Source organism: Klenkia taihuensis, assembly GCF_900112525.1.
Lineage (GTDB): Bacteria > Actinomycetota > Actinomycetes > Mycobacteriales > Geodermatophilaceae > Klenkia > Klenkia taihuensis.
On record NZ_FOMD01000005.1, the window covers coordinates 16915 to 42151 of the forward strand.

Consider the following 25237-nt stretch of genomic DNA (forward strand, 5'->3'; position numbering starts at 1 on the left):
TGGCGCCACAGCGCATGGAAGGAACCATGAGCACCGCCACCTCGACGCCCGAAGGCACCGGCGCCGCACCGAACCTCCCCAGCTCGACCCTGGCCGCCACCACCGGTGGCCGCCCGGCGGTCGGACGCGCGCTGGCCACCGTGCTGGCCCTGCTGACGGTGTTCGGGCCGATCTCGATGGACCTGTACCTGCCGGTCCTGCCCGCGCTGACCACCGAACTGGGCGCAGCCACCTCCACCGCGCAGCTGACCATCACCGCCTGCCTGCTCGGCCTGGCCGCCGGGCAGCTGCTCGCCGGCCCCGCCTCCGACCGCTTCGGCCGCCGCCGACCACTGCTCATCGGCGTCGCCGCCTACGTCGCGGTGTCCCTGCTGTGCGCGGTGAGCCCGACAGTGGAGACGCTGGTGGCGGCCCGGTTCGTGCAGGGCCTGGCCGGCGGCGTCGGCATCGTCATCGCCCAGGCCGCCGGCCGCGACGTGTACTCCGGTGGCGCCCTGCTGCGCTTCTACGGCCGGCTCACCGTGCTCGGTGGGCTCGCCGCGATCGTCGGTCCGCTGGTCGGCGGGCAGCTGGCCCAAGTCACCGACTGGCGCGGCATCTTCCTGTTCCTCGCCGTCCTCGGCGCGGTCATCCTGGCGGCCTGCCTGGCCGTGTTCGGCGAGACCCTGCCGACCGAGCAGCGCACCACCGGCGGGCTGGCCCAGACCCTCACCGACATGGGTCAGCTGCTGCACGACCGGGTGTTCCTCGGTGCGGTCCTGCTCACCGGGTTCGTCAACGCAGCCCTGTTCGCCTACCTGTCCGGGGCCACCTACCTGCTGCAGGACACCTACGGGCTGTCCCCGCAGGGCTACTCCTACGCCTTCGGGCTGAACTCAGCCGGGTTCATGGTGTTCGGGTTCCTCGCCGGCCGGACCTCCGAGCGGTGGTCTGTGCGCGGCACGCTGGCCGTCGGCGTCAGCATGGTCGCCGCCGGCGCGGCCGGCCTGCTGGCCACCGCCGCCCTCGACCTGCCCCTGGTCGCCGTCATCGTGTCGCTGCTGTTCCTGGTCAGCGGGGTCGCTGTCACCACCCCACCAGCCACCTCGCTGGCGCTGACCGGCTACCCCCACATCGCCGGCACCGCGTCCTCCTTCCTCGGCATGGCCCGCTTCGCCTTCGGCGGCATCGCCGCACCACTGGTCGGCCTCGGCACCGGGGTCACCCCGCTGGCCCTGGTCACCGCCGCCGGCGCCGTCCTGGGCGCCCTGGCCTACCTGCTCACCACTGCTCAACCCGCACCCACCCACAACTGACAGGACCTCCCGTGCAGATCACCCGCAGCACCACCGCCACCGCCAAGGGCCCCGCCGACTGGTTCACCGGCGACGTCTACATCGACGCCGTCGCCGCCGCCCCGGCCCCCTCCCGGGTCACCGCCAACCTGGTGCACTTCATGCCCGGCGCCCGCACCCACTGGCACCGCCACCCGCTGTCCCAGACCGTCTTCGTCACCGAGGGCGTGGGCCTGTGCCAGCGCCGCGGCGGCCCCGTGGAGGTCATCCGCCCCGGGGACCGGGTGCTGTTCGAAGCCGACGAGGAGCACTGGCACGGCGCCACACCCGACCGGCTGATGGTCCACCTGGCCATCAACGAAGCCGACGACGACCACCCCGTCGTGCACTGGCTGACTCCCGTCACCGACGAGGAATACACCGCTCCCCCGGCCTCCTGACCGGCCACCGCACACCCGCAGCCCTCGGAGGGAGAACCCGACCATGCCTCACCTCGCTGACCACCCGGGCGCCCGCCGCAGGCGACGTCACGGCCGGGCAGTCCGCGGTCTGCCCGTGCTGGCGATGGCAGCCGCGCTGATAGCCGGCTGCGCCTCCAGCGAGCAGACGTCGTCGGCCACCCGCAGCACCCCCGCCACATCGACGCCTTCATCAAGCCCTCCGGACACCCCCACCACGACCGGCTCGACGACCCAGCAGGAGGGCACCGTGCAGATCAGCCTGACCATCGGTAGTGAGTTGATCACCGCAACGCTCGCCGACACCCCGACCGCAGCCGCCTTCGCCGACCTGCTGCCCCTCACCGTCAACGTCGCGACTTCAACGGCACCGAGAAGATCGCCGACCTACCTCAGCAGCTGACCACCGAAGGCAGCCCGGCCGGTCTGACCCCCACGGCCGGAGACCTCGCCCTCTACGCCCCCTGGGGCAACCTCGCCGTCTACTACCGCGACTACGCCTACTCCGGCGACCTCTACCTGCTCGCGCGGCTGGACGACGGACCCGCAGCCTTCGCCACCCTCCCCGACAACACAGCCGTCGAAATAAGCCTCCTGGGCTGACGCCCTCCCGACATTCCCTGCACCGACCAGAACACGAAGGACACCCCATGCGCGCCACCCTCATGTACGGCTCCGGCGACGTCCGCGTCGAAGACGTCCCCGACGCCCGGATCGAGCAGCCCACCGATGCCCTGGTGCGGCTCACCGCCGCCTGCATCTGCGGCTCGGACCTGCACCCCTACCACTCCATGGACCCCGCCAGCGGCCCGGTGCACATGGGCCACGAGGGCATCGGCGTCGTCGAGGACACCGGCTCCGACGTCACCACCGTCACCAAGGGGGACCTGGTCGTCGTCCCCTTCGCCTTCTCCGACGGCACCTGCCAGTTCTGCCGTGAGGGCCTGCAGGTCAGCTGCGAGCACGGCGGCATGTGGGACGACGGCCGCCACCCCAACATCGGCCTGCAGGCAGAAGCCACCCGCGTCCCCCTCGCCGACGGCACCGTGGTCAAGGTCCCCGTGGCCGCGGACTCCGCGCTCATCCCCTCGCTGCTCACCCTCGCCGACGTCTACGGCACCGGCCACCACGCAGCCGTCCGCGGCGGCGTCGGCCCCGGCTCCACCGTCACCGTGATCGGCGACGGCGCCGTCGGCCTGCTCGCCGTGCTCTCGGCCAAGCAGCTGGGCGCCGAGCAGATCATCCTCATGGGCCGGCACACCGCCCGCACCGACCTGGGCCGGGAGTTCGGCGCCACCGACGTCGTCGCCGAACGCGGCGAGGAGGGCATCGCCGCCGTCCGCGAGCTCACCGGCGGCCACGGCAGCCACGTCGTCCTCGAAGCCGTCGGCCACCTGCCCGCCTACGAGCAGGCCTACGGCATCGTCCGCCCCGGCGGCACCATCAGCCGCGTCGGGGTCCCGCAGTACGAGGACGCCCCAGTCGGCTTCGCCAGCCTGTTCGGCAAGAACGTCACCCTCACCGGCGGCCCGGCCCCCGTGCGCGCCTACATCGAGCAGCTCCTGCCCGCCATCCTGGACGGCACCGTGCAGCCTGGCCGCGTCTTCGACACCAAGCTCGGGCTCGACCAGGCCGCCGACGGCTACCGCGCCATGGACGAGCGCCGCAACCTCAAGGTCCTCCTCCGCCCCTGAACCCAAATGCCGTGCCCGCCCGAGCGGCGGGCACGGCAAACAAGCCACCCGGGATGACCCGAGTCGGAGAAGGTTGTGGTCCGGGTTGTGAGCCGGTTTCCGCAGGACCGCATACGGGGGCTTGTGACACGACGGGGATCACGTGGGTCCACCGCGGCCGCCGGCCCATGGGTCGGCGGCCGCGGTGGACTCAAAACACCTCGCCGATGGCTTGGTCGCTGGAGTCCAGGTAGCGCTCGCGCTGCTTGGTGCCGAACGGCCCGTACGGGTAGTCGTTGGGGGTGGGGGCGCTGACCTCGTCGAGACGGGCGGTCTCCTCGACGCTCAGAGTCAGGTCACCGGCGACGAGGTTCTGCTCGAGCTGGTCGAGCGTGCGCGCACCGATGATCGGGGCGGTCACGCCGGGCCGGTTCGTCACCCAGCTGTAAGCGACCTGGCCCGGGGTGACGTCGTGTGCCGCAGCGACTTCCCGTACGACGTCCAGGGTGGCCCAGTTCTAGTCCTTGGCGGCGAGGTCGCTGAAGATGTGCTCGTTCATTGGGTTGCCGGCCCCGGCGCGGGTGTCGGTTCCGGCCTGCTGGCCCTTGCGGTACTTGCCGCTGAGGAACCCCGACGCCAGCGGGGACCAGGGCAGAAGACCCAGGCCGTTGTGCAGCGCAGCCGGCACGATCTCGTACTCGATCTCGCGGGAGACCAGGCTGTACTGGGGCTGCAGCGTCACCGGCACCGCCAGGCCCAAGTCGCGGGCGGTGCTGACGGCGAGCGAGCGATGGCCAACGGTGATCTGCCCGCACTCCGCGTCGGGCGTCGTCTGCTGGTTCCTCGGCTGCCGATGCTGGCACATCTCGGAGTGCTGACCGCCGGCCAGTCCGAATTTGGACGCGCAATCGCATCCTGATCACCGTCCAGCAGGGGGCCTGAGCACATGCGCCCCCACCAGCATCTACGACCTATTCCTCGTCCATCAAACTCTCGAACCGACGTGTGATGCTCGCGGGATCATCTGCCTCGTGATCCAGGTCGGCGTGCAGCGCCGACCGCAGATCAGGCAGATCTGGCGGAGCGTAGGCGGGGGTCACTATGTACTCCGCGGCCTCGGCGATCTCTGCCGTCCACCATCGTTGACTGCCGGTCTGTCTATGTCGGGCTGCTCGTCGATCCAAGACGTCGCCCCACAACGCCAGTTCCCAGCTGTTGGCCGCCGGGTCAAGGTCGATATCTCGTCTGAGCAGAAGCTCTAGCCGTTTTGCGAGCTGGACGGCTCTGGAGGACGAGGACTCGAAGGTGTCGAGTGAGAACGCCCACCACACCTTCCGCCGTCGCCGCGCGACGCGGCTCGCCAGGCTGGGCGCGGTGTCGTTCTCGATGCGCGCGACCACGTCGGAGAGATCCCGCACCAGTTGTTGGACCTGCTCGACCTCGTAACCAGCGTTGTCCGCAGCTGACGTCGCGTCGTCCGCGGAGGATGCTGCTCGGGACGCAGCTGCTGCCGCGGATTCGGTGCTATCGACCAGAGCAATGATCGGCTGTGCAATCGACTTGTCGATCTGCGTGCCAATTGCGTCCACCTGTCCTTGCAGCACTCCGACCGCGGACTGAAGCAGTGTCGTGGTCTGTTGGAACCGGACAGCAAAGGTGCCTGCTTCTCGGTCGAGATAGACGCGAAGCATCTCGTCGTCGGTCAACGCCCTGGTCGATCGACCCTGACGTACCTGGCGACGCCCCTGGTCGTCGTAGTGCGGTGGTTGGGTTGGCCGGACGACAAGACGAAGAAATGGATGGTCCGTTGCCACCCCCTCCTCCACGACGAACACGTCGACAGGGATGGGTCGGGTCTTGCTGGTCACATCCAGGACGCGCGCAACGGCTTTGTCCACACCTCTCGGCAGGCCGCACGGTTGCCCGATGACCACGCCAGTCGAGGGGTCTTCGACCTCTTCCACCCCGACCAATAGCTGGGCGTCGACCGTGTCTTCCGTCAGCGCGACCGTATTGGCGATAGCCGCGAGCAGATTCGGCGTAACTGCATCAATCTCACGCTTGAACTCGAACAGACCCGACTCTCCAGCGTGAAGAATCCTCTGTGCGACTGGGCTGATGTGCTGGAAACGAGACGGCTCAGCGCTCACGACAGTACCTACTAATCCGCGTCACCGTCGGACCGAGAAGTAGTATTCGTCGGCCTTGAGGACTGCGGTTCTTCTGGCTAGGCATGCGGCAACCGGTTCATCGTTTCGCCCCACTTGCGGAGGACGGGTAGTGCTGCGCGCTCCCACGCCCTGGTGGCCAGTCCAGCATGATCAAGTGCACGACCGGCGGAGTTGTAGACGCCGAGGACCGCGCCGCCGGTATAAGTCGTCAGGGCTTGCAAGCTCACGGACATCTCCGCCGCACCCACGCCGTCCACGGGCCTCCCGTTCCGCTGAAAGTTGAGAAGGCCCAAGGTGTGGGGTTGCGCGTGGACGACTGCCGATGCAACTCGATAGACCGTGCGACCGAGCTCGTCGCTTTCGTCGTCGGCCAGCATCTCGTGCACCATCTTCATCTCATGCGGCAGCTTGGCGTCAAGGAACCTCAATGGCGCCAGCTGTCCGTACCTAGGTCTATCAGTCATGACCGTGAAGCCGTGCCGCGCAGCAGTCTGTGTGATCGCCAGTACTTGGCTCACCAGTTTGTCGCGCGCCTGCGACTGCGCAGGACCCAACAAATTGTCGCGCTCCTGGTAGGAGGCCAATTGCACATTCATCGCGCGGCGAACCCGTTCCCGCACGGTGATGCCAGGGTCAAACTGCCAATACGCCCGCGCGGCCGCAACCATGACTGTTCGCGCAAGTGTCACCGGCGTGGTGAGCGTGTGCTTGGCCGAGAACAAATGAGCCATTCCTACGAGATGGTCGTGAGCAAGTACGAGGGCCGCATGCGCCGACATGGTCGCGTCCTGCACCGGCCGCGTTCCCCAGCGGCCCCGGTAGTACGGGTTCTCCTGGACTTCCCGAAGGACACGGCTACTGGCCGCCCACGGCGGCCCGTAGTCCTTCATCACCAACTCGTAAAACGCGTTGGCTAGGTTGCGGAGCTGGCTGCCCGCTTCCTCGAAACTGTCCATGGTGCGACTTTCCCACGCGCCTCCGACAATGGTCACGCAACAAGTCGAGTTGTGTAGTTCTGAGGCGCCCCTCCGCTGCTCGGAGCGCCGCCCGGTTGCCACGGCTCCACGGGCGTCACGCTGGGAGTTAAATTTCAGACGTAGCTCGGACCGTCGATCAGCGGATGTGCCCGGAGGAAGTCCTCGTCCACCTCCACTCCGAGGCCGGGCTCGATGCGCGGCGTGACGGTGCCGTCCCCGGACACCTCGTACGGGGTGGAGACGAGCTCGTCGCGGAAGGGGTTGCGGCGGGAGACGTCGGCCTCGAAGTAGCCGCCGTTGTCGATGGCCGCCAGGACATGGACGGTGGCGGCCATGTTCAGCCCGGTCATCGACGTGTGCGGGTGCACCGGCACCTTCCAGGCCGACGCCATGGCGGCGATCCGCATGACCTCCGTGACCCCACCGGTTTTGGACAGGTCCGGCTGCAGGATGGAGACCGCGCGGTCCTCGACAACTCGGTGGAACTCGAACCGGGTGAAGTGGTTCTCCCCCGCTGCCAGAGGCACTGACGTCAGCTCCGCAGCCGCCCGGTAGGAGCGGTGGTCGTGGGGCGGGAACGGCTCCTCCAACCACCCGACGCCCGCTGCCTCGAAGTGCGGCGCGACGGCCCGGACGTCGGCCAGGTCGTAGCCGGTGTTGGCATCGGTCAGCACGTCGATGCCGTCCCCGACCGACTCCCGGACTCCGGCGACCCGGGCGATGTCCGCGGATGGGCGGTCGCCGACCCGTAGCTTCAGTGCACGGAAACCGGTACTCAACAGCGGGTCGACCTCGGCGAGGAGGTCCTCCACGGGCTGGAAGCCGAGCGCGATGCCGCCGGCGTAGGCGGGCACGGGCTTCGGCCGGCCGCCGAGCAGCACGCACAGCGGCATCCCAGCGGCCTTGCCGCGGATGTCCCACAGGGCCATGTCCACGCCGCTGAGGGCCATCGACGCGGCGGCGCCCATGCCGTGGCTGGCCAGCTGCCGGCGGTACACCGTCTGCCAGATGCCAACGACGTCCAGCGGGTCCGAGCCCAGGACAAGTCCGCGGATCGTGGTGCTGACGAGGTGGGCGACTGCCCCGGGGGCCCGGCCGTGGTGCGCCTCGCCGTACCCGACCAGGCCGTCGTCCGTCAGCACCTTGACGACGACGGCATCCCGCTTGATGGCGGTGCCGACGCCGAGCGTCACCCGTTCGTCGGGAGCGAGCTCGAACGTGGTCGGGAACGCGATGACGTCAACGATCTTCACGGGTGGATCCTCCAATGGTCTGCTGCGCCGCAACCAACAACTACGAGCTGCCCGTCAGCGGGGCCGTCCACCAGCGCGGTGGACCCATCAAGTGGCCACCATGCCCATTCGCTGAGTGTTCCGATCTGGAACAACCCGACTGCGCCGAGCGGGAGAACAGTGGCCCCCGACACACTGGCGGAGCCGTGCGGGCATCCAGACATGCACCGGTCCCGGGGAACAGGAGAGCACCCATGACCACCACCGACGACGCCCGCGAGCAGGCGGCGGTCGACTTGAGCACCGGCCCGACGGCGCTCTCCCCCACCGCCGCGGACTCGGGCGCGTCGGCCAGCTCGTCCTTCCGCACGACCGGCCAGTACAGCGGCAGCGGGGCCGGCGCCGACACCGCGCGGGTCGACGCCCTCGCCCGGGCGCTTCTGGGGGCCGTGCACCAGGTCATCCGGGAGCACGAGGTCACCTACCCCGAGTTTCAGGCGGCCAAGAGGTGGCTCATGGACGTCGGGGAGGGTGGCGAGTGGCCCCTGTTCCTCGACGTCTTCGTCGAGCACGCCGTCGAGGAGGTGGCCGCCCGCACCCAGACCGGCACCGTGGGCACCATCCTCGGGCCCTACTACCTCCCCGACCAGGTGCAGCTCGCGTCCCCGGCCTCTCTTCCAGCTCGACCCGACCAGGCGGGCACCCCGCTGCTGTTCCGGGGCCGGGTGACCGACACGGACGGTGCCGCCGTCCCGGGTGCGAAACTCGACATCTGGCAGGCCGACGAGCAGGGCTACTACTCCGGGTTCGCGCCGGGGATCCCCGCGGGGAACCTCCGCGCCGTCGTGAGCGCGGACGCCGAGGGCCGCTTCGAGATCAGCACCATCCAGCCTGCGCCCTACCAGGTCCCCACCGACGGCCCTACCGGCGCACTGATCTCCGCGGCAGGCTGGCACCCGTGGCGTCCGGCGCATCTGCACCTGCTGGTGTCCGCACCGGGTCACCGCGCGGTGACCACGCAGCTGTACTTCGCCGGTGGTGAGTACCTGGACTCCGACGTCGCCGAGGCCACCAAGCCCGAGCTCATCCTGGACCCGGAGGACGTCGGGGACGGTCGGCGCGAGGTCACGTACGACTTCGTGCTCGAGACGGCCTGACGGGGGCCCGGGTGTTGTTCCACGTCCGAATGGACGTCGCCATCCCCCGCGACCTCGACCCCGCTGAACGCGACCGGTTGGTGGCCAGGGAGAAGGCGCGGGCGCTGCAGCTGCAGGAGCACGGCATCTGGGTCCACCTGTGGCGGGTGGTCGGTGCGTACTCCAACATCTCGGTCTTCGACGTGCAGGACACCGGCGAGCTGCACGACCTGTTGTGGTCCCTGCCACTGTTCCCGTTCATGCGGGTGGAGGTCACCGCCCTCACCGAGCACCCCTCGACGCAGCGCGCCGGTCAGACCGTCGCGGAGCCGACGGTGAGACCTCCGCACACGTAGAGGACCTGGCCGGTCACGAAGCCGGCCTGGTCGGCCAGGAAGAAGTCGACCGCGTGCGCGACGTCCTCCGGGGTGCCCATCCGACGGACCGGGACCGCGTCGACGATGGCCCGGGTGGTCTGCTCGTCGTTGGCGGCCTCGAACAGCGGCGTGGCGATGGGGCCTGGGCCCACCGCGTTGACGGTCACCCCCGCGGGCCCCAGCTCGAGCGCCCAAACGCGGGTCAGGCCGAGCAACCCGGCCTTGGCCGCAGCGTAGGCAGTGCGCTCGGCCTTGCCGAGGGCGGCCCGGGAGGACATGTTGACCACCCGACCGAAGCCGGCCGCCCGCATGCCGGGCAGCACGGCCTGCGTGCACTGGACGGCGCACCGCAGGTTCAGCGCGAAGGAGCTGTCCACCTGGTCGAGTGCCTGGTCCTCCAACCGAGCGGGGAAGACGGCACCCACGTTGTTCACCAGCCGGGTGACCGGCCCGTCGTCGAGGACCTCGGCCAGCGCGTCCGCGGCCGAGGCCGGGTCGGCGAGGTCGGCGAGCACGGTGCGCACCGCGTCCGCGGGCTGGCGGTCGAGCACCACGACGTCCCACCCGTGGGCGAGCCCCGCGTCGACCACGGCGCGGCCGATCCCCGAGGCGCCCCCGGTCACCAGCAGTCGTGCATCCATGACAGCTCCTCAGACGGTCGCGATGGGTGTCACCGGCGAGCCGGTGGCACCGGGCAGGCGCAGCGGTGGCGCGGTCAGCAGGAACCGGGAACGACCCTGCGACCGCAGGTGCGCCGCGAGCGGTCCGACGTGCCAGAGCTCCCCCAGGTGGATGCCGAGCTCGAACAGGCACAGGCGGTGCAGGGGCAGCGCGGGCTCGTCCCGAAGGGCACGCCCCGGTGGGAACGCCTCGACGGCGTAGTTGTCCGCGGCCAGGGCGGCCACACCGCTGTCCCGCACCCAGTCGCGCAGGTCGCGGTCGCCGCCGTCCAGCACGGCGCCGGACCCCAGGACCTCGGGAGTGGGCGTCCCGCCGCAGTCCAGCAGGGCGTCGGCGAAGCCGGTGTGCAGGACGACGACGTCCCCCGGTTCGACGACGACCGAGTCAGCGGCGAGCACGGTATCCAGCTCGGCACGGCCGACGATCGTCCGTGCCGTCCCGAAGTGGGCGGCGAGGTCGACCAGGACCGCTCGGCCCTGAACCCCGTGCGCGGCCATGTGCTCGATGCCGACCGGCCCTGCGTGGGATGTCGATGCCTCCCCGGCCTCGGCACCGGACACGTCGGCCAGGCTCGCGATCCCCGCTCGGGTGACGTCCTCCGGGCCCGGACCGCGGACGTCGGCCCCGGCGCGCCAACCGTTGTAGTAGACGGGCTCGGCGACCCCGTCACCGTCGGCGTCGAAGAACGCACCGGCGTGCCCGAAGGCGTCCCATTGCGTGGAGTACTGCGTGTGCAGCACCACCAGGTCGTCGCTGACCAGGTCGTCCGCGCCCGGGAGCGCACGGGACATCGCGCAGTGGAAGTTCACCGCACCCGCGCGGAGGGTGGGCCGAACGAGAGGCGGCAGGCGGTTGGGGTTCAACGACGTCCCACCGGGGTGGTCCAACGGCAGCGACAGGCTGAAGACCACCCCGTCGCGGACCTCGGCCACGCCGCGCAGCACCTGGCCGGCGCCCATGGTGTTCAACCGGCCGAGCACGTCGTCGGGCCCGAAGTCCCCCCACGTGGAGCCGGCCGGCCGGCGTCGCCATCGGTGCACGGATGCAGTCATCCACGGGACCGCCCTCGGGTCCAGGACGAATAGGCTCACCATTGATCTCTCCAGGCTATGGATCGAGGACCTCGTGGACCTGCGCGATCTCCAGGCGTTCCTCGCCGTGGCGGAAGAGCTGCACTTCGGCCGGGCGGCCGAGCGGCTGCACATGGCCCAGCCCCCGCTGTCCAGCCGGATCCGGCGGATGGAACGCGAGACCGGCCTCGACCTGTTCGAGCGCAGTACCCGGAGCTGCCGGCTGACAGATGCCGGTGAACGGCTGCTGCCCGCTGTGCGCAGCGCACTGCGTGGGTTCGACGCAGTCACCGAGACGGCGCAGGCGCTGGCGGCCGGCGACCTCGGGCGGGTGCGCATCGGCTTCGCCGGCGCCTCCAGCCAGCGGTCGCTGCCCCGGCTGACCAGCGCCGTTCGCCGAGCTCATCCAGGCATCGAGCTCGTGCTGCGGTCCCAGACCTACGTCTACAGCGCGTTCGAGATGCTCACCTCCGGCGAACTGGACCTGGCCTTCGTGCGGTTGCCCGTCGGCCGCCGGGGACTGAGCCACCGGGTAGTAGAGGTCGAGCGCCTGCTGTGCGCCCTCCCCGAGGGGCACCGGCTCGCGGGGCAGGAGGCGATCAACCTCGGTGACCTGGTGGACGACGACTTCGTGGCTCTGCGCGACGACCAGGGCTCCATGCTGCAGGCCCGGATGATCAGCGCCTGCGTCGAAGCGGGGTTCCGGCCCCGCATCGTGCAGCGCGCCCCGGATTCCAGCACCGTCCTCGCCCTGGTCGCCGCCGGCGCCGGGGTGACCATCACGCTCAGCTCGGTCAGCCAGGCACAGACCGTGGGCCTGGTCTACCGGCCCGTCATTGGGCTGGCCGACGACCGGATGCACGCCGCGCTGGCCTGGCGGACCGACGACGACTCCCCCAGCCTGCGCGCGGTCCTGCAGGTCGGGCTGACGGCACTGCCGACCCCCGATCCGGACGCCAGCGGTATGGATGGGGCCTGAATCGGTCTTGGACGACCCACGTCGGCGTCCGTAGCGTCGTCGCCGTGCAGATCGAGGCCGTGCGCGCGATCCCCTTCTCCATCCCGTACAAGAAGCCCCTGCGGTTCGCCAGCGGGCAGGTCGACGTCGCCGACCACGTGCTCGTGCAGGTCGTGACCTCCGACGGGGTCGTCGGCAACGCCGAGGCGCCACCGAGGCCCTACACCTACGGGGAGACGCAGGCCTCGATCGTCGCGGTCGTCCGGGACCTGTTCGCCCCCGCCGTGACCGGGTTGTCCGTGCTGGACCGCGAGCTAGCCCGCGCCCGCATGGTCCGGACCGTCGGCAACCCCACCGCGAAGGCCGCCGTCGACATGGCCATGTGGGACGCCTGGGGCAAGACGGTCGGCCAGCCGGTGCACCGGCTGCTGGGCGGCTTCACCGACGGCCTGCAGGTCAGCCACATGGTCGGGTTCGATGACCCCGACGTGATGGCGGCCGAGGCGGCGCGCATCCGCGCCGAGTTCGGCATCACGTCGTTCAAGGTCAAGGTGGGCCGCCGCCCCATCCACGACGACGTCGCCGTCTGCCGGGCCCTGCGCGAGGAGCTGGGGCCCGACGTCGAGCTCTACCTCGACGGCAACCGCGGGTGGACCTCGTCGGAGTCGGCCGACGCACTGCGCAGGCTTGCTGACGTCGGGCTCAGCCGCGTGGAGGAGCTGTGCCCCGCCGACGACGTGCTGGGCCGGCGCTGGCTGGTGGAGCGGTGCGACGTGCCCTTCGTCGCGGACGAGAGCGTGCCGACCCCGGCGGACGTCACCCGCGAGCTCCTGGCCGGTTCGGCCACCGCGATCAGCCTCAAGACCGCCCGCACCGGGTTCTCCGACTCGCTGCGGATCGCGTACCTCGCCGAGGGGATCGGGGCGGAGGTCGTCATCGGCAACCAGATCGACGGGCAGGTCGGCAGCGCTTGCGCCCTGGCCTTCGGTGCGGCGCTGCGCTCGACCTCCCGCTACGCGGCCGAGCTGTCCAACTTCCTGGACATGGCCGACGACCTGCTGACCGAACCGCTGCGGATCGAGCGCGGGCGGATGGCCGTCCGGCCCGGGGCCGGCATCGGCTTCGAGGTCGACGAGGACAAGCTGCGGCACTACCGGGACGACCGGTAGTGCCGATCGATGGCTGACGTGGAGGAGTGACGATGGCGTCCGAGGTCTACCTGGTCGACGGGGTGCGCACACCGCAGGGGAAGTACGGGGGTGCGCTGGCCGGTGTGCGACCCGACGACCTGGCCGCGCTCGTGGTCGGGGAGGCCCTGCGCCGCTCCGGTGCGCCGGCCGACGCCGTCGAGGAGGTCGTGCTCGGCGCGGCCAACCAGGCCGGCGAGGACAACCGCGACGTCGCCCGCATGGCGGTGCTGCTGGCCGGCCTGCCCGACACCGTGCCCGGCTTCACCACCAACCGGCTGTGCGCCTCGGGCCTGACCGCCACCGCCTCGGCCGCCGCGGCGATCCGGTCCGGCGAGCTGGACCTGGCCATCGCCGGCGGCGTGGAGTCCATGACCCGCGCCCCGTGGGTGATGGCCAAGCCGGGCACCCCCTGGGCCCGCCCGGGCGAGGTGGTAGACACCTCGCTGGGCTGGCGGTTCATCAACCCCACCTTCGCCGCGCACGACCGCGGCGTCGAGCACCCCGAGGACCCGCGCACCCGCAAGGTCACGCTGTCGATGGGCGAGACCGCCGAGGAGATCGCCGCGCTCGACGGGCTGACCCGCGACGAGTGCGACACCTTCGCCGTCCGCAGCCACACCCGCGCCGTCGCCGCGCAGGAGGCCGGCCGGTTCGACGCCGAGATCGTCCCGGTCGAGGTGGCGGGCCGGAAGGAGACGGTCACCGTCTCCCGCGACGAGGGCCCGCGCCCGGGGTCGTCGATGGAGTCCCTCGGGAAGCTCAAGCCGGTCTTCCGCGCCGGCGGCATCGTCACCGCCGGGAACAGCTCCCCGCTGTCCGACGGCGCCGCCGCCCTCGTGCTGGCCTCCGCCGAGGCCGTCCAGCGGCACGGGCTCACCCCCCGCGCCCGCATCGTGGTCTCCGCCTCCGCCGGGGTCGCGCCCAACGTGATGGGCCTGGGCCCGGTCCCGGCGACGGAGAAGGCGCTGGCCAAGGCCGGCTGGACCGTCGGCGACCTGGACGCCGTCGAGCTCAACGAGGCCTTCGCCGCGCAGTCCCTGGGCGTGCTGCGCCGGCTGGGCATCGACGAGGAGATCACCAACGCCGACGGCGGCGCGATCGCCCTCGGTCACCCGCTGGGCTGCTCCGGCGCCCGCATCCTGGTCACCCTGGTCGGCCGGCTGGAGCGCGAGGGCGGTCGCCGCGGCCTGGCCACGCTGTGCGTCGGCGTCGGCCAGGGCGTGTCGATGCTGGTGGAGCGGGTCTGACGCCCAGCTCGTCGGATTGATACCGGCAGCGACTGCAATGTTGCGGGATCAGTACTTCTCACTGCGACCCGGTGTGACTAGCGTCGCATTGCTGGACGACAGGGTCTCCGAGCGATGACGCCCGGGCCCGGAGTGGAGGAGCAGGTGGGCCCGACGAACTGGCCGGCGACGCTGCCGACCGATCCGGAATCGCTCCGCTCGGTGCGCGACGACATGCTGTCGCGCGGCCTGCTGGCGCCGGCACCGGCCGCCGGATCGCTGCGGCCGATGATCGAGCGCAGCTGGCGCCGGTGCATCGCCGACTCGGTCCCGACCGCCCGGACCGAGCTCGACCACAGCGACGTCTCGTCGATGACGCAGGCCCTGCGCGATGCCGCTGCCCCCGTGGTCGACCGCATGAGCGAGCACCTCGGCGGGCTGCGGGTGGGTCTGTTCGTGAGCAACGACCGCGGTCAGATTCTGCTGCGCAAGGCCGAGGAGCACGGCCACCGCCGGGTGCTCGACAACGCCTCCGCCGCGGAGGGCTTCGACTTCTCCGAGGTCTCGGTCGGCACCAACGGGATGGGCACGGTTCTGGTGGAGCGCCAGCCGGTGCTGGTGCACGGCGCCGAGCACTTCAGCGACCTGCTCGAAGAGGTGACTTGCGCGGCCACACCCATCTTCGAGCCGTTCACCCGTCGGCTGCTCGGCACCTTCTCGATCGCTTGCGCGTCGCGGGACGCCAGTCCCCTCATGTACGGGCTCACCACGGACGTCGGTCGACAGATCGAGTCCAACCTGACGACGATGATGAGCGCCCGGGAGCAGTCGCTGATCCGGGCGTACCTGATGGCCGAGAACAGCTCCCGCGACCCCGTGCTCGTGCTCACCGAACGCACGGTGTTCGCCAACACGGTGGGCGTGCCCCACCTGGACTCCACCAGCCATGCCCTTCTCTGGCGCCACCTCGAGCAGCTGGACCCCGCCGTGCTCACCGGGCCGGTGAGGCTGCCGGTCTCCGGGGGTTGGCGGCTGGGCCTCGTCGAGGCCGTCGACGGTGCGCGCGGCCAGCAGCGGGCGTGGTGTGTTCGGTTGCTGCCGGCCGGCCCGGCCCCGGACGCCCTGCCCGAGCGCCGGCCGCTGCGGTCCGCCGGTCCGTCACGACCGGCCAGCCCCATCGCGGCGCACGGCGCGCCGACGACCGGGGACGACGAGGTGGACGCCCTCGTCGACGACCGGAGAACGCTGGTCATCGACGGGGGGCCCGGTACCGGCAAGCTGACCAGGGCCCTGGGTCTCCTGGGCGCCGACAGCCTGGTGCTGGACGTGTCATCGTTCCGCACCGGTCGGGGGACGGAGTGGGCCGACCGCGTCCACGACGCGCTGGGGACCGGCCGTGGGGTGGTCCTGCAGCACCTCGAGGACCTGCACGCCCAGGACGTCAACCGGGTGCGGGCATTGGCCCGGACCGCTGCGGCCCGCTCGTCACTGCGGCTGGTCCTGACCGTCGACCGGGACGCCGCGCCGGACCACGTGGGCCTGCTGGTGTCTGCTATCGCCCCGGTGCTCCGGGTGCCCGGCCTCGCCGAGGACCCCACCCGCATCGCCGGGCTCGTCCAGGAGCTGCTGGAGCGCGCAGCCCTTCCCGGACAGCGCCCGCAGCTGTCCTCGGATGCCCTCCAGTGCCTTCTGCGGTGGTCCTGGCCGGGCAACGTCGCCGAACTCCGCTCGCTGGTCGACGACCTCGTCCGGCGTTCGCCCGGTCGCCCCATTAGCCAGGCCGACCTCCCCCCGCGCCTGCAGCAGGCCACCCCGGCCCGCTCGGTGAGCCTGATGGAGTCGGCCGAGCGGCAGGCCATCGTCAGCGCCCTGCAGTCCTGCGGCGGGAACCGCAGCCGCGCCGCGGACCTGCTGGGCATCGGGCGCACCACCCTCTACCGCAAGATGCAGCAGATGCGCATCGGCTCCTGACCCTCGTCCGGGTCAGGAGCCGATGCCCACCTACGTGGCCAGCCCGCTCTCCGGGAGCGCGTGGCCCATGCGCTCCCGCTTCGTGCGCAGGTACCGCACGTTGTGCGGGGTCTCCGCGGTGGGCAGGTGCACCCGGCCGGTGATGGTGAGGCCGTAGCCCTCTAGGCCGCCGTACTTGGCCGGGTTGTTGGTGATCAGCCGGATCCGGGTGGCGCCGAGGTCCCCGAGGATCTGCGCGCCGACGCCGTAGGAGCGGGAGTCCACCGGCAGGCCCTGGGCGGTGTTGGCGTCCACGGTGTCCAGGCCCTGCTCCTGCAGGGCGTAGGCGCGGATCTTGTGGCCCAGGCCGATGCCGCGGCCCTCGTGCCCGCGCAGGTAGACCACCGCCCCAACGCCCTCGGCGGCGATCGTGGCCAGCGCGGTCTCCAGCTGGCCGCCGCAGTCGCACCGCAGCGAGCCCAGGATGTCCCCGGTCAGGCACTCCGAGTGCACCCGCACCAGCGCACCGGCCTCGGTGCGGGAGGCCGCGGCCAGGTCGCCCATGACCAGCGCCAGGTGCTCGGTGCCGTCGAGGGTGTTGCGGTAGGCAGTGGCCCGGAAGTCCCCGAACTCGGTCGGCATCGACGAGGTCCCGACGACCTCGACGAGGCGCTCGGTGGCCCGGCGGTGCCGCACCAAGTCCGCGATCGCCAGCACCGGAAGGTCGTGCGCGGTGGCGAAGTCGGTGAGGGACCGGCCGGCGCGCATGGAGCCGTCCTCGTCCACGATCTCCCCGATCACCCCAACCCCGGACAGGCCGGCCATCGTGGTGAGGTCCACGGCGGCCTCGGTGTGCCCGGCCCGCACCAGCACGCCCCCCTCACGGGCGATGAGCGGGAACACGTGCCCCGGGCGGCGGAACTCGGACGCGGGCGCCGAGGCCAGCGAGCGGACGGTGAGCGCGCGGTCTGCCGCCGAGACCCCCGTCGACGTGCCGAGGTGGTCGACGGTGACGGTGAACGCCGTGCCGTGGTTGTCGGTGTTCTCGGTGACCATCAACGGCAGCTGCAGCTCCCGGGCCCGCGCCTCCGGCATCGGGGCGCAGACGATCCCGGTGGTGTGCCGGACGACGAAGGCCATCTGCTCCGAGGTGCAGAGCTCGGCGGCGACGATCAGGTCGCCCTCGTTCTCGCGGTCCTCGTCGTCGACCACGATCACCATGCCGCCGGCGGCCAGCGCTGCGACGGCGGTCTGCACGGCCTCGGTGGGCGTACGACGGGTCATCGGGAGGCCTCCAACGCAGCATGGGTGCCGAACACCCGGGAGTGGTAGGTCAGGGGCAGTCCCTCGACGGTGTCCGCGGCGACCACGAGCCCCAGGGCCACGACGTGGTCGCCGCCGTCGACCAGCGACTCCACGTCGCAGGCTAGCCAGCCCGGCGCTCCGGGGAGGCGGGGCAGCCCGTGGTCGATCTCCCAACGGACGCCGTTGAACTTGCTCGTCCCGCCCTTCGTGGCGAAGGCCAGGGCCAGGGCCGACTGCGTGGAGCCGAGCACGTTGACGCCGAAGCGGCCGGTGTCCCGAACCAGGGCCAGCAGGTCCGAACCCCGGTCCAGGGACACCAGCACCATCGGCGGGGTCATGGAGAGCGAGGCGAACGCCGACACCGTCGTCCCGTGCGGGAGGCCCTCGCCGTCCGTGCCGCTCATCGCGGTGATGACCGACACGGGCGTGGCGACGCCGGCCATGACCTCTCGGAACCGTTCGGGCAGATCGGACACGTTCCCTACCTCCACTTCGAGGTGCACCCGGCGGCTGCACCGGGCCGACAGCTGACCGCTGTCCGGACGACCGTGACACGGACCACGTGCGCACAGTTGTTCCGATCCGGCACATACCCCTCGTCAGCGCGGCGACCTCGCTGTTCCACATCGGAACACCTCGGGCCCCGCGCACCGTGTGACTGTGCTCACCGACAGGGGTCACGGACCCCCGGGATGCAAAGGAGCACTCATGGCCCTCAAGTTCGGCACGTTCATGGCCCCGTTCCACCCCCCGGGCACGGGGCAGAACCCGTCCACCGCCTACGAGCGGGACGTCGCGCTCATCCAGCACATGGACCGCCTGGGCTTCGACGAGGCGTGGATCGGTGAGCACCACTCGTGCGGCACCGAGCTGATCCCCGACCCGTTCATGTTCATCATGTACATGGCGAACCTGACCAAGCACATCAAGCTCGGTACCGGTGTGACGTCGCTGCCCTACCACAACCCGCTCTGGGTGGCCGACCGTGCACTGTTCGCCGACCGGCTGCTGCGCGGCCGCTTCATGCTGGGCATCGGCCCCGGTGCGCTGCCGACCGACGCCGACATGATTGGCATCTCCCTCGAGGAGCAGCGCGGCGCGATGGAGGAGGACTTCGACGTCCTCATGGCGCTGCTGCGCGGCGAGTCGGTCACCAAGGAGACCAACCGCTACCGACTCAAGGACGCACGCACCCAGTACGCCCCCTACAGCGACTTCGACATCGCGGTCGCGGCCATCGCCAGCCCGACCGGGCCGCGTGCGGCGTCCAAGAACGGCGCGCACCTGATCTCGGTCGGCGCCACCGCCGCGGGCGGGTTCGATGCCCTCGCCCTGCACTGGGACGTCATGGAGGAGCGGGCCCCCCAGTTCGGCCACAAGGCCGACCGCACCAAGTGGCGCCTGGCCGGTCCGATGCACCTGGCCGAGACCAAGGAGGAGGCGATCGAGCAGGTCCGCTACGGCCTCGACGCCTGGTGCGACTACACCCAGGACGTGCTGGCTGCCCCGCACTTCCGCGCGGCGGGCAAGTCCTTCGAGGAGCGCGTCGAGTGGGTGAACGAGTCCGGCCTGGGTGTCATCGGCACGCCGGACATGGCCATCGCGCAGATCGAGCGGCTGGAGAAGCAGTCCGGCGGCTTCGGTTCCTACCTGCTGATCGCGCACGAGTGGGCGCGCCACAAGGACAACCTGAACAGCTTCGAGCTGTTCGCCGACCACGTGATGCCCCGCTTCCAGGGCAGCGCGGACCGGCTCACCGGGGCCGAGCAGTGGGCCCGCAGCCGCTGGGACGAGCTGGACGGCCGACAGGGCGCGGCCATCGCCGCGGCTACCGAGCGGCACGCCTCCGAGAAGTCCGGCTCGCAGGCCTGACCTCCCGCACCGAGGGGCGGGGTGGCGCCTGCGCGACCCCGCCCCTCCGTCAGGACCGGAGGTCCGTGCATGCAGATCGCCCTTGACCCGACCGACGGCAGCACCCGGCTGGAACACGCCGATGTGTTCACCAAGTTCTCCGTCGTCGTCCCCACCTCGGACTCCCTACCCTTGCGAGCCGACGAGGTACCCGAGCAGCTCGGATGGGCCACGCCCGACGGCGAGCACGTCTTCGTCCGCATCGAGGCCCTCACCCAGCTCGCGGGTGACCGCGCGGCCGACCCGGACTGGACCGCCGGTCTCGACGGGATGCTCGCCTACGCCCGCACGTCCGGGTGGACGTCGCCCGACGGCACCGCCGTCCGCGCCCACTGCACCACCAGCGAGGGCACCGGCCCCACCGGCTGAGCCCTGCTGCCCGCCCCAGGACCGCGTCGCCAACGCAGGCGGCGTCGCCGAGAAGAGGAACACCATGCGTGCAGTCGTCTACAGCGGCCCCAAGCAGGTCGCGATCACCGACGTGGCGGAGCGGCCCGTCGGTCCCGGTCAGGTCAGGCTGAAGGTCGCCTTCAACGGCATCTGCGGCACCGATCTGCACGAGTACTACGCCGGCCCCATCTTCGTGCCCACCGAGCCGCACCCCCTCACCGGGGAGGCGCTGCCCGTCGTCCTGGGCCACGAGTTCTCCGGCACCGTCACCGAGGTCGGCTCCGAGGTCACCTCGCTGGTCGTCGGGGACCGGGTCACCGTGCTCCCCGTCTACTCCTGCGGCGAGTGCCTGGCCTGCCAGGGCGGCCGGCCGAACGTGTGCGCCAAGGTCGGCTTCCACGGGCTCTCGACCGACGGCGGCATGGCCGAGACGACCGTGGTGGACGAGGGTATGGCCTTCAAGCTCCCCGACTCGGTGTCGCTGGAGCTCGGTGCGCTCACCGAACCCATGGCTGTGGCCTACCACGCCGTCAAGCTGGGTGACCCCGACCCGTCCGGGACCGCCCTGGTCTTCGGGGCCGGCCCCATCGGCATCGGCCTGTGGTTCGCCCTCAAGGGCCAGGGCATCGACGACGTCTTCGTGGTCGAACCCTCCCCCGTCCGGCGTGAGTCGATCGAGCGACTGGGGGCCAAGACCATCGACCCGACGTCGGTCGACATCCCTGCCTTCATCGCCGAGCACACCGGAGGCAACGGGGTGACGGCGGCCTACGACGCCGCAGGCGTCACCGCCTCGGTGCAGACCGCCCTCGCCTGCCTGGGCGCCGCCCGCACGATGGTCAGCGTTGCTATCTACGAGAAGCCCCTGGAGACCCCACTCATCCAGCTCGTACTCCGCGAGGCCCGCATCCAGGGCACGCTCTGCTACACCGCTGACGACTACCGCGCGGTGATCGAGCTCATGGCGGCCGGCCACTACGACACCACGGGCTGGCTGGAGACCATCGCCATGGACGACCTCGTCACCGAGGGCTTCGAGGCCCTGCACGCCGGCCAGAAGATGAAGGTCCTGGTGGACCCGAGCCGCTGATCCGCCCCTCCCCCACCACCCGGTCCGCCCCGGGGTGCTTGCGCACCCCGGGGCGGCCGCGTGTCGACCGACCACCACCCCAGACCGGAGCGCCCTGTGACAGCACCCCGACCCGGACCGTCGGGTCCCCTCGCCGGCCTGCTGGTCGCCGACTTCTCCCGGATCCTCGCCGGGCCCTACGCCACCATGATGCTGGCCGACCTCGGCGCCGAGGTGGTCAAGGTCGAGGGTCCCGGCGGTGACGACACCCGGACGTGGGCCCCGCCGGTCCGCCCGGTCGACGGGGACGACGTGTCCACCTACTACCTGGGCATCAACCGGAACAAGAGGTCCATCGCCCTGGACCTCACCGACCAGGCGGACCGCACCGTCGCCCACGAGCTGGCGCGGCGCGCCGACGTGGTCGTGGAGAACTTCAAGCCTGGCGGGCTCCGACGGTTCGGACTGGACTTCGACGCCGTCGCCGCGACGAACCCCGGCGTCGTCTACGCATCCATCTCCGGGTTCGGCAGCGGACCCGGCGGGGAGAAGCTGCCCGGGTACGACCTCATCGTGCAAGCCATCTCCGGGTTGATGAGCCTCACCGGTCCCACCGACGGCGAGCCGTACCGGGCCGGGGTTGCCGTGTTCGACGTCATGGCCGGGCTGCACGCGACGATCGGCGTCCTGGCCGCCCTGAACGCCCGCCACGAGACAGGCCGCGGACAGCACATCGAGGTCAACCTCCTGTCCTCCGCGCTGTCCGGCATGGTCAACCAGACATCGGCCGCCGTCGCCGGGCAGGTGGTGCCCTTCCGGATGGGCAACAGTCACCCCTCGTTGTTCCCCTACGAACCGCTGCAGTGCGCCGACGGGGAACTGATCATCACCGCCGGCAACAACGGCCAGTTCCGCAAGCTGGTCGAGGCCCTCGGGGTGCCGGAGCTCGCCGACGACGCCCGCTTCGCCCGCAACGAGGACCGCACCGCGAACCGCGACGAGCTGCGACCGCTGCTGGTGGAGCGGCTGCGCACCCGCGGCAAGCAGGACTGGTTCCGCACTCTGATCGGCGTCGGGGTTCCGTGCGGGCCGATCAACACCGTCGACCAGGGCGTGGCCTTCGCCGAGGAGGTGGGTCTCGACCCGGTCGTCCTGGTGGAGGGCATCCCGTCCGTGCGGAACCCGATCACGTTCTCGGCCGATGCTGTCGACTACCGCCTGCCACCACCCCGCCTCGACGAGCACGGCGCCGACCTGCGCACCTGGCTGACCACCACGGAGGAGACCCGATGAGCTCGACCCCCGACCTCGCGGCCCGGCTGCGGGCCCTCGAGGACCGCGAGGCCATCCGCGAGCTGGACGCCCGGTACTGCCGCTACCTCGACGAACGTCAGTGGGACCGGCTCGGCGACTGCTTCACCGTGGACGGCGCCTTCGACGGGTTGTCCCGGGTCGAGGGGCGTGCTGCGGTGCGCGACTTCTTCGCCGGCCTCGCCGGCAACGGGCTGACCGTGCTGTGGCACCACGTCTCCAACTACGAGATCGCGCTGCACGGCGACACCGCCACCGTCCGGTCGCTGCTGTGGCAGCCCTGCGTCATCAACGGCGTTCCCCAGGTCTCGGCCGGCCGGTACCGCGACCGCGTCGTCCGCACCGACAGCGGATGGCTGTTGAAGGAGAAGCAGGTGCGCTTCTCCTACTGGGGCCCGCTGGCCGACGGATGGGACCACCACTCCTTCGGTTTCGCGTCCGCGGCCAGCGCGGCGACACCCGTCGACCGCGAGGTCTGAGCTGTCGTCGGCCCCGGGCACTGCCCGGGGCCGACGGCATGGACCTCAGACGCGGCGGACCAGCTTCTTGTTGCAGAACTCCTCCAGGCCGAAGCGCCCCAGTTCCCGCCCGACCCCGGACCGCTTCACCCCGCCGAAGGGCAGGTCCGGCGCGCTCTTGCTGGTTGAGTTGATCCACACCATGCCGGTCTCGAGCTCCTCCGCGACCCGCTGCGCCGTGTCGTCGTCGGTGGTGAACACCGAGGCACCCAGCCCGTAGGCCGAGTCGTTGGCCAGCGCGACTGCCTCCTCCGTCGACCCGACGCGGTGGACCACGGCCACCGGCCCGAACAGCTCCTCCCGGTAGGCCCGCATGTCCGGCGTGACGTCGGTGAGGACCGTGCCCGGGAACCACGCACCCGCCGTTCGCTCGGGTACCCCGCCGGTGCGCACGGTTGCCCCCCGCTCGACGGCGTCCCGCACCTGGGCGGCGAGGTCGTCGCGCGCCTGGGCAGACGACAGCGGGCCCATCTTGCTGCCGGCATCGGTGGGGTCGCCCATGGTCCAGCTTCCCACCCCGGCCGACAGGCCCGCGACGAAGTCCTCGTACAGGTCCGTGTGCACGATGAACCGCTTCGAGGAGGTGCAGGCCTGCCCGCCGTTGAACATCCGACCCGCGACCGCGGCACCGACGGCCGATTCGACGTCCGCGTCGGCGAGGACGAGGAAAGGGTCCGACCCGCCCAGCTCTAGGACGTACTTCTTCAGGTGCCGGCCGGCGACCTCGCCCACCGCGGCCCCGGCACGCTCGGAGCCGGTCAGGGAGACACCGTGCACGAGCGGGCTGGCGATCATGTCCGCCACTTGCTCGTTGGTCGCGAACACGTTCACGTAGACGTCGGCCGGCAGGCCCGCGTCGCGGAACAGCTGCTCCATCGCCAGCGCCTGCTGCGGGCAGTTGGGTGCGTGCTTGAGCACGATGCTGTTGCCTAGCAGCAGGTTCGGGCCGGCGAACCGGGCCACCTGGTACCAGGGAAAGTTCCACGGCATGATCCCGATCAGCGCGCCCAGCGGCTCCGTGCGGACGACGGCGGTCCCGGTGCCGGCGATCTCTAGCTCCTCGTCCCCGAGGTGGGCCGGGCCCTTGGTGGCGTAGTACTCGTAGATGGCCGCGGCCAGCCCCACCTCCCCGCGGGCCTCGGCGAGCGGCTTGCCCATCTCCAGCGTCGTCAGCGCAGCGAGCTCCTCGACGCGCTCGCGGTAGAGATTGGCGACCTTCTGCAGCACCGCCGCCCGGTCGGCCAGGGGCGCGCGCCGCCATGAACGGTAGGCGGCGTCGGAGCGCACGAGGACGTCGGCCACCTGCTCGTCGGTCGTGGTCGGGAAGGACTGCACGGTCTCCCCGGTGGCGGGGTTGACGGTGGCGTACTGGCTCATTCGGTCTTCCAATCCGGTGGCGGTCGGTCGGGGTGGGGGTCAGGACCCGCCGGAGGCGGGGATGCGGGCGGCGACGTCGAGGACGGCCTGCAGGACCGGGGTGACGTGGTCGGCGCGCCAGGCGATGCGCAGGGAGACGGGCTCCACGTCGTCGCTGATCGGCACGAAGCGGACGTGCGGGTCCTGCACGGCGCGCGACACCGACACCAGAGTGAGGTGGCAGCCCACTTCCGCAGCCACCAAGGACAGCGCGCTGTAGGTGTCGGGGGCGATTTGGACGACGTCGGCAGCGAAGCCGGCGGCCAGGGACAAGGTGCGCAGCCGGTCGGGCAGCACCCCCCCGGCCACGGGCGGGAGCGAGACGAACTGCTCCCCGGCCAACTCCGCGACCCGCACCTCGGAGTAGTCCGCCAGGCGGTGGCCGGCCGGGACGGCCAGGCACAGCGCGTCGTCCTGGATGACCCGGGAGACAACGCCGGCCGGCCGCAGGTCCCACCGACCCAGCGCGATCTCGACGTCGCCGACCAGCAGGCGGTCCAGCAGAGGCTGGGCGAACTGCTGGCTGAAGAGCTCCAGCCGGATCCCGGGGTGTCGGTGGCGGACGGCGCGGGCCAGCTCCCCGACGAGCCGGTGCGTCGACGCACCCGCGTAGGCGATGCGCACCAGGCCGACGTCGCCCCTCTCCACGGCCCGGACCGCCTCGGCTGCGCGGTCCAGCGCGGCGAACACCTCGCGGGCCGGTTCGATGAGCGCCTGGCCCGCCGCGGTCAGCCGGACCGAACGAGTGCTGCGCTCGAACAGCTCAGTGCTGAGGTTGCGCTCCAGCGCCCGGACGGCGCGGCTGACCGGCGGCTGGGCCATGTGCAACCGCTGCGCCGCCCGCCCGAAGTGCAGCTCCTCGGCCACGGCGAGGAACACCTGCAGGTGGTTCAGCTCCACGTGCCCGCTCCTGTCATGGCGCCGGCCCGCACGGGTCTCCCCGT

23 protein-coding genes and 2 pseudogenes are annotated in these 25237 nt (G+C 71.2%); 15 read left to right on the top strand and 10 right to left on the bottom strand.

The genetic code is table 11. The features are described from left to right. Nucleotides 1-26 precede the first annotated feature (26 nt). The 4 genes and pseudogenes from BM158_RS19120 to BM158_RS19135 all read left to right on the top strand — a co-directional run bounded on the left by BM158_RS19120 (nucleotide 27) and on the right by BM158_RS19135 (nucleotide 3426). Nucleotides 27-1295: a multidrug effflux MFS transporter gene (locus BM158_RS19120; protein WP_091563451.1), complete on the top strand. Its 1269-nt coding sequence runs from the start codon at nucleotides 27-29 to the stop codon at nucleotides 1293-1295. An 11-nt stretch (nucleotides 1296-1306) separates the two neighbouring features. Beyond that, nucleotides 1307-1714 carry a (R)-mandelonitrile lyase gene (locus BM158_RS19125; RefSeq protein WP_091563454.1) on the top strand — a complete coding sequence of 136 codons (408 nt, stop codon included), beginning with the start codon at nucleotides 1307-1309 and terminating at the stop codon, nucleotides 1712-1714. A gap of 124 nt (nucleotides 1715-1838) precedes the next feature. Next, nucleotides 1839-2335: pseudogene (locus tag BM158_RS22885) on the top strand (cyclophilin-like fold protein). Nucleotides 2336-2382: 47 nt separating this feature from the next. Then, entirely contained in the window at nucleotides 2383-3426 is a 1044-nt protein-coding gene (locus BM158_RS19135) for a zinc-dependent alcohol dehydrogenase family protein (protein ID WP_091563458.1), read from the top strand. Between the two features lie 190 nt (nucleotides 3427-3616). On the opposite strand, the pseudogene BM158_RS22565 reads toward BM158_RS19135, so the two are convergent. The 4 genes and pseudogenes from BM158_RS22565 to BM158_RS19160 all read right to left on the bottom strand — a co-directional run bounded on the left by BM158_RS22565 (nucleotide 3617) and on the right by BM158_RS19160 (nucleotide 7806). Beyond that, a pseudogene (locus tag BM158_RS22565) lies at nucleotides 3617-4270 on the bottom strand (aldo/keto reductase). 106 nt (nucleotides 4271-4376) lie between these two features. Beyond that, entirely contained in the window at nucleotides 4377-5555 is a 1179-nt protein-coding gene (locus BM158_RS19150; RefSeq protein WP_091563464.1) for an AlbA family DNA-binding domain-containing protein, read from the bottom strand. Between the two features lie 77 nt (nucleotides 5556-5632). Then, nucleotides 5633-6532 (bottom strand): hypothetical protein, encoded by a 900-nt coding sequence (locus BM158_RS19155; protein WP_131802080.1) that lies wholly within the window; start codon nucleotides 6530-6532, stop codon nucleotides 5633-5635. Between the two features lie 134 nt (nucleotides 6533-6666). Continuing rightward, entirely contained in the window at nucleotides 6667-7806 is a 1140-nt protein-coding gene (locus BM158_RS19160; RefSeq protein WP_091563468.1) for a mandelate racemase/muconate lactonizing enzyme family protein, read from the bottom strand. A gap of 233 nt (nucleotides 7807-8039) precedes the next feature. Here BM158_RS19160 and BM158_RS19165 point away from each other — a divergent pair, with 233 nt between their 5' ends. Further along, nucleotides 8040-8942, top strand: a complete 903-nt coding sequence (locus tag BM158_RS19165; protein ID WP_091563470.1) for a dioxygenase family protein — start codon at nucleotides 8040-8042, stop codon at nucleotides 8940-8942. 11 nt (nucleotides 8943-8953) lie between these two features. Beyond that, nucleotides 8954-9277, top strand: coding sequence for a muconolactone Delta-isomerase (locus BM158_RS19170; RefSeq protein WP_207506796.1), 324 nt, complete (start codon nucleotides 8954-8956; stop codon nucleotides 9275-9277). Here BM158_RS19170 and BM158_RS19175 read toward each other — a convergent pair. Together BM158_RS19175 and BM158_RS19180 are read right to left on the bottom strand one after the other, a co-directional pair. After that, nucleotides 9235-9939 carry an SDR family oxidoreductase gene (locus tag BM158_RS19175; protein WP_091563474.1) on the bottom strand — a complete coding sequence of 235 codons (705 nt, stop codon included), beginning with the start codon at nucleotides 9937-9939 and terminating at the stop codon, nucleotides 9235-9237. The genes BM158_RS19170 and BM158_RS19175 overlap by 43 nt on opposite strands. A gap of 9 nt (nucleotides 9940-9948) precedes the next feature. After that, nucleotides 9949-11031: a cyclase family protein gene (locus BM158_RS19180; protein WP_091563477.1), complete on the bottom strand. Its 1083-nt coding sequence runs from the start codon at nucleotides 11029-11031 to the stop codon at nucleotides 9949-9951. A 73-nt stretch (nucleotides 11032-11104) separates the two neighbouring features. On the opposite strand from BM158_RS19180, the gene BM158_RS19185 reads away from it, so the two are divergent. From BM158_RS19185 to BM158_RS19200, 4 genes are all read left to right on the top strand, one after another. Then, nucleotides 11105-12028 carry a LysR family transcriptional regulator gene (locus tag BM158_RS19185; RefSeq protein ID WP_091563479.1) on the top strand — a complete coding sequence of 308 codons (924 nt, stop codon included), beginning with the start codon at nucleotides 11105-11107 and terminating at the stop codon, nucleotides 12026-12028. Nucleotides 12029-12072: 44 nt separating this feature from the next. Next, nucleotides 12073-13176, top strand: a complete 1104-nt coding sequence (locus tag BM158_RS19190; RefSeq protein ID WP_091563481.1) for a mandelate racemase/muconate lactonizing enzyme family protein — start codon at nucleotides 12073-12075, stop codon at nucleotides 13174-13176. Nucleotides 13177-13208: 32 nt separating this feature from the next. Beyond that, the gene (locus BM158_RS19195; protein ID WP_091563482.1) at nucleotides 13209-14444 is read left to right on the top strand and encodes a thiolase family protein; all 1236 of its coding nucleotides are present in this window, start codon (nucleotides 13209-13211) and stop codon (nucleotides 14442-14444) included. A gap of 201 nt (nucleotides 14445-14645) precedes the next feature. Continuing rightward, entirely contained in the window at nucleotides 14646-16394 is a 1749-nt protein-coding gene (locus tag BM158_RS19200; protein ID WP_165629030.1) for a sigma-54-dependent Fis family transcriptional regulator, read from the top strand. 30 nt (nucleotides 16395-16424) lie between these two features. Here the strand turns inward: BM158_RS19200 and BM158_RS19205 are convergent, their stop codons facing one another. Continuing rightward, nucleotides 16425-17657 (bottom strand): bifunctional 3,4-dihydroxy-2-butanone-4-phosphate synthase/GTP cyclohydrolase II, encoded by a 1233-nt coding sequence (locus tag BM158_RS19205; protein ID WP_091563485.1) that lies wholly within the window; start codon nucleotides 17655-17657, stop codon nucleotides 16425-16427. Next, nucleotides 17654-18154 carry a flavin reductase family protein gene (locus tag BM158_RS19210; RefSeq protein WP_229827367.1) on the bottom strand — a complete coding sequence of 167 codons (501 nt, stop codon included), beginning with the start codon at nucleotides 18152-18154 and terminating at the stop codon, nucleotides 17654-17656. Before BM158_RS19210 ends, BM158_RS19205 begins: the two co-directional genes overlap by 4 nt. Before the next feature lie 232 nt (nucleotides 18155-18386). Between BM158_RS19210 and BM158_RS19215 the strand changes: the two genes are divergently transcribed. The 5 genes from BM158_RS19215 (at nucleotide 18387) to BM158_RS19235 (ending at nucleotide 22838) form a co-directional block, all read left to right on the top strand. Continuing rightward, nucleotides 18387-19550, top strand: a complete 1164-nt coding sequence (locus tag BM158_RS19215; protein WP_091563488.1) for an LLM class flavin-dependent oxidoreductase — start codon at nucleotides 18387-18389, stop codon at nucleotides 19548-19550. A gap of 69 nt (nucleotides 19551-19619) precedes the next feature. After that, the gene (locus tag BM158_RS19220; RefSeq protein WP_091563489.1) at nucleotides 19620-19958 is read left to right on the top strand and encodes a hypothetical protein; all 339 of its coding nucleotides are present in this window, start codon (nucleotides 19620-19622) and stop codon (nucleotides 19956-19958) included. A gap of 64 nt (nucleotides 19959-20022) precedes the next feature. Continuing rightward, the gene (locus BM158_RS19225) at nucleotides 20023-21069 is read left to right on the top strand and encodes a 2,3-butanediol dehydrogenase (RefSeq protein WP_091563491.1); all 1047 of its coding nucleotides are present in this window, start codon (nucleotides 20023-20025) and stop codon (nucleotides 21067-21069) included. A 96-nt stretch (nucleotides 21070-21165) separates the two neighbouring features. Further along, nucleotides 21166-22341, top strand: coding sequence for a CaiB/BaiF CoA transferase family protein (locus tag BM158_RS19230; RefSeq protein WP_091563493.1), 1176 nt, complete (start codon nucleotides 21166-21168; stop codon nucleotides 22339-22341). Next, nucleotides 22338-22838, top strand: a complete 501-nt coding sequence (locus BM158_RS19235) for a nuclear transport factor 2 family protein (RefSeq protein ID WP_091563494.1) — start codon at nucleotides 22338-22340, stop codon at nucleotides 22836-22838. The genes BM158_RS19230 and BM158_RS19235 overlap by 4 nt, the downstream gene beginning before the upstream one ends. Before the next feature lie 45 nt (nucleotides 22839-22883). Here the strand turns inward: BM158_RS19235 and BM158_RS19240 are convergent, their stop codons facing one another. Then, nucleotides 22884-24254 carry an NAD-dependent succinate-semialdehyde dehydrogenase gene (locus BM158_RS19240; RefSeq protein WP_091563496.1) on the bottom strand — a complete coding sequence of 457 codons (1371 nt, stop codon included), beginning with the start codon at nucleotides 24252-24254 and terminating at the stop codon, nucleotides 22884-22886. A gap of 39 nt (nucleotides 24255-24293) precedes the next feature. Then, entirely contained in the window at nucleotides 24294-25193 is a 900-nt protein-coding gene (locus BM158_RS19245; protein ID WP_091563498.1) for a LysR family transcriptional regulator, read from the bottom strand. Nucleotides 25194-25237: the final 44 nt, after the last annotated feature.

Bases quoted from the DNA above. Each gene is read 5' to 3' on its own strand.
- BM158_RS19215 (WP_091563488.1), top strand. From the start codon at position 18,387: ATGGCCCTCAAGTTCGGCACGTTCATGGCCCCGTTCCACCCCCCGGGC.
- BM158_RS19155 (WP_131802080.1), bottom strand. From the start codon at position 6,532: ATGGACAGTTTCGAGGAAGCGGGCAGCCAGCTCCGCAACCTAGCCAAC.
- BM158_RS19180 (WP_091563477.1), bottom strand. From the start codon at position 11,031: ATGACTGCATCCGTGCACCGATGGCGACGCCGGCCGGCCGGCTCCACG.
- BM158_RS19240 (WP_091563496.1), bottom strand. From the start codon at position 24,254: ATGAGCCAGTACGCCACCGTCAACCCCGCCACCGGGGAGACCGTGCAG.
- BM158_RS19205 (WP_091563485.1), bottom strand. From the start codon at position 17,657: ATGACCCGTCGTACGCCCACCGAGGCCGTGCAGACCGCCGTCGCAGCG.
- BM158_RS19225 (WP_091563491.1), top strand. From the start codon at position 20,023: ATGCGTGCAGTCGTCTACAGCGGCCCCAAGCAGGTCGCGATCACCGAC.
- BM158_RS19135 (WP_091563458.1), top strand. From the start codon at position 2,383: ATGCGCGCCACCCTCATGTACGGCTCCGGCGACGTCCGCGTCGAAGAC.
- BM158_RS19165 (WP_091563470.1), top strand. From the start codon at position 8,040: ATGACCACCACCGACGACGCCCGCGAGCAGGCGGCGGTCGACTTGAGC.
- BM158_RS19235 (WP_091563494.1), top strand. From the start codon at position 22,338: ATGAGCTCGACCCCCGACCTCGCGGCCCGGCTGCGGGCCCTCGAGGAC.
- BM158_RS19195 (WP_091563482.1), top strand. From the start codon at position 13,209: ATGGCGTCCGAGGTCTACCTGGTCGACGGGGTGCGCACACCGCAGGGG.
- BM158_RS19120 (WP_091563451.1), top strand. From the start codon at position 27: ATGAGCACCGCCACCTCGACGCCCGAAGGCACCGGCGCCGCACCGAAC.
- BM158_RS19220 (WP_091563489.1), top strand. From the start codon at position 19,620: ATGCAGATCGCCCTTGACCCGACCGACGGCAGCACCCGGCTGGAACAC.
- BM158_RS19175 (WP_091563474.1), bottom strand. From the start codon at position 9,939: ATGGATGCACGACTGCTGGTGACCGGGGGCGCCTCGGGGATCGGCCGC.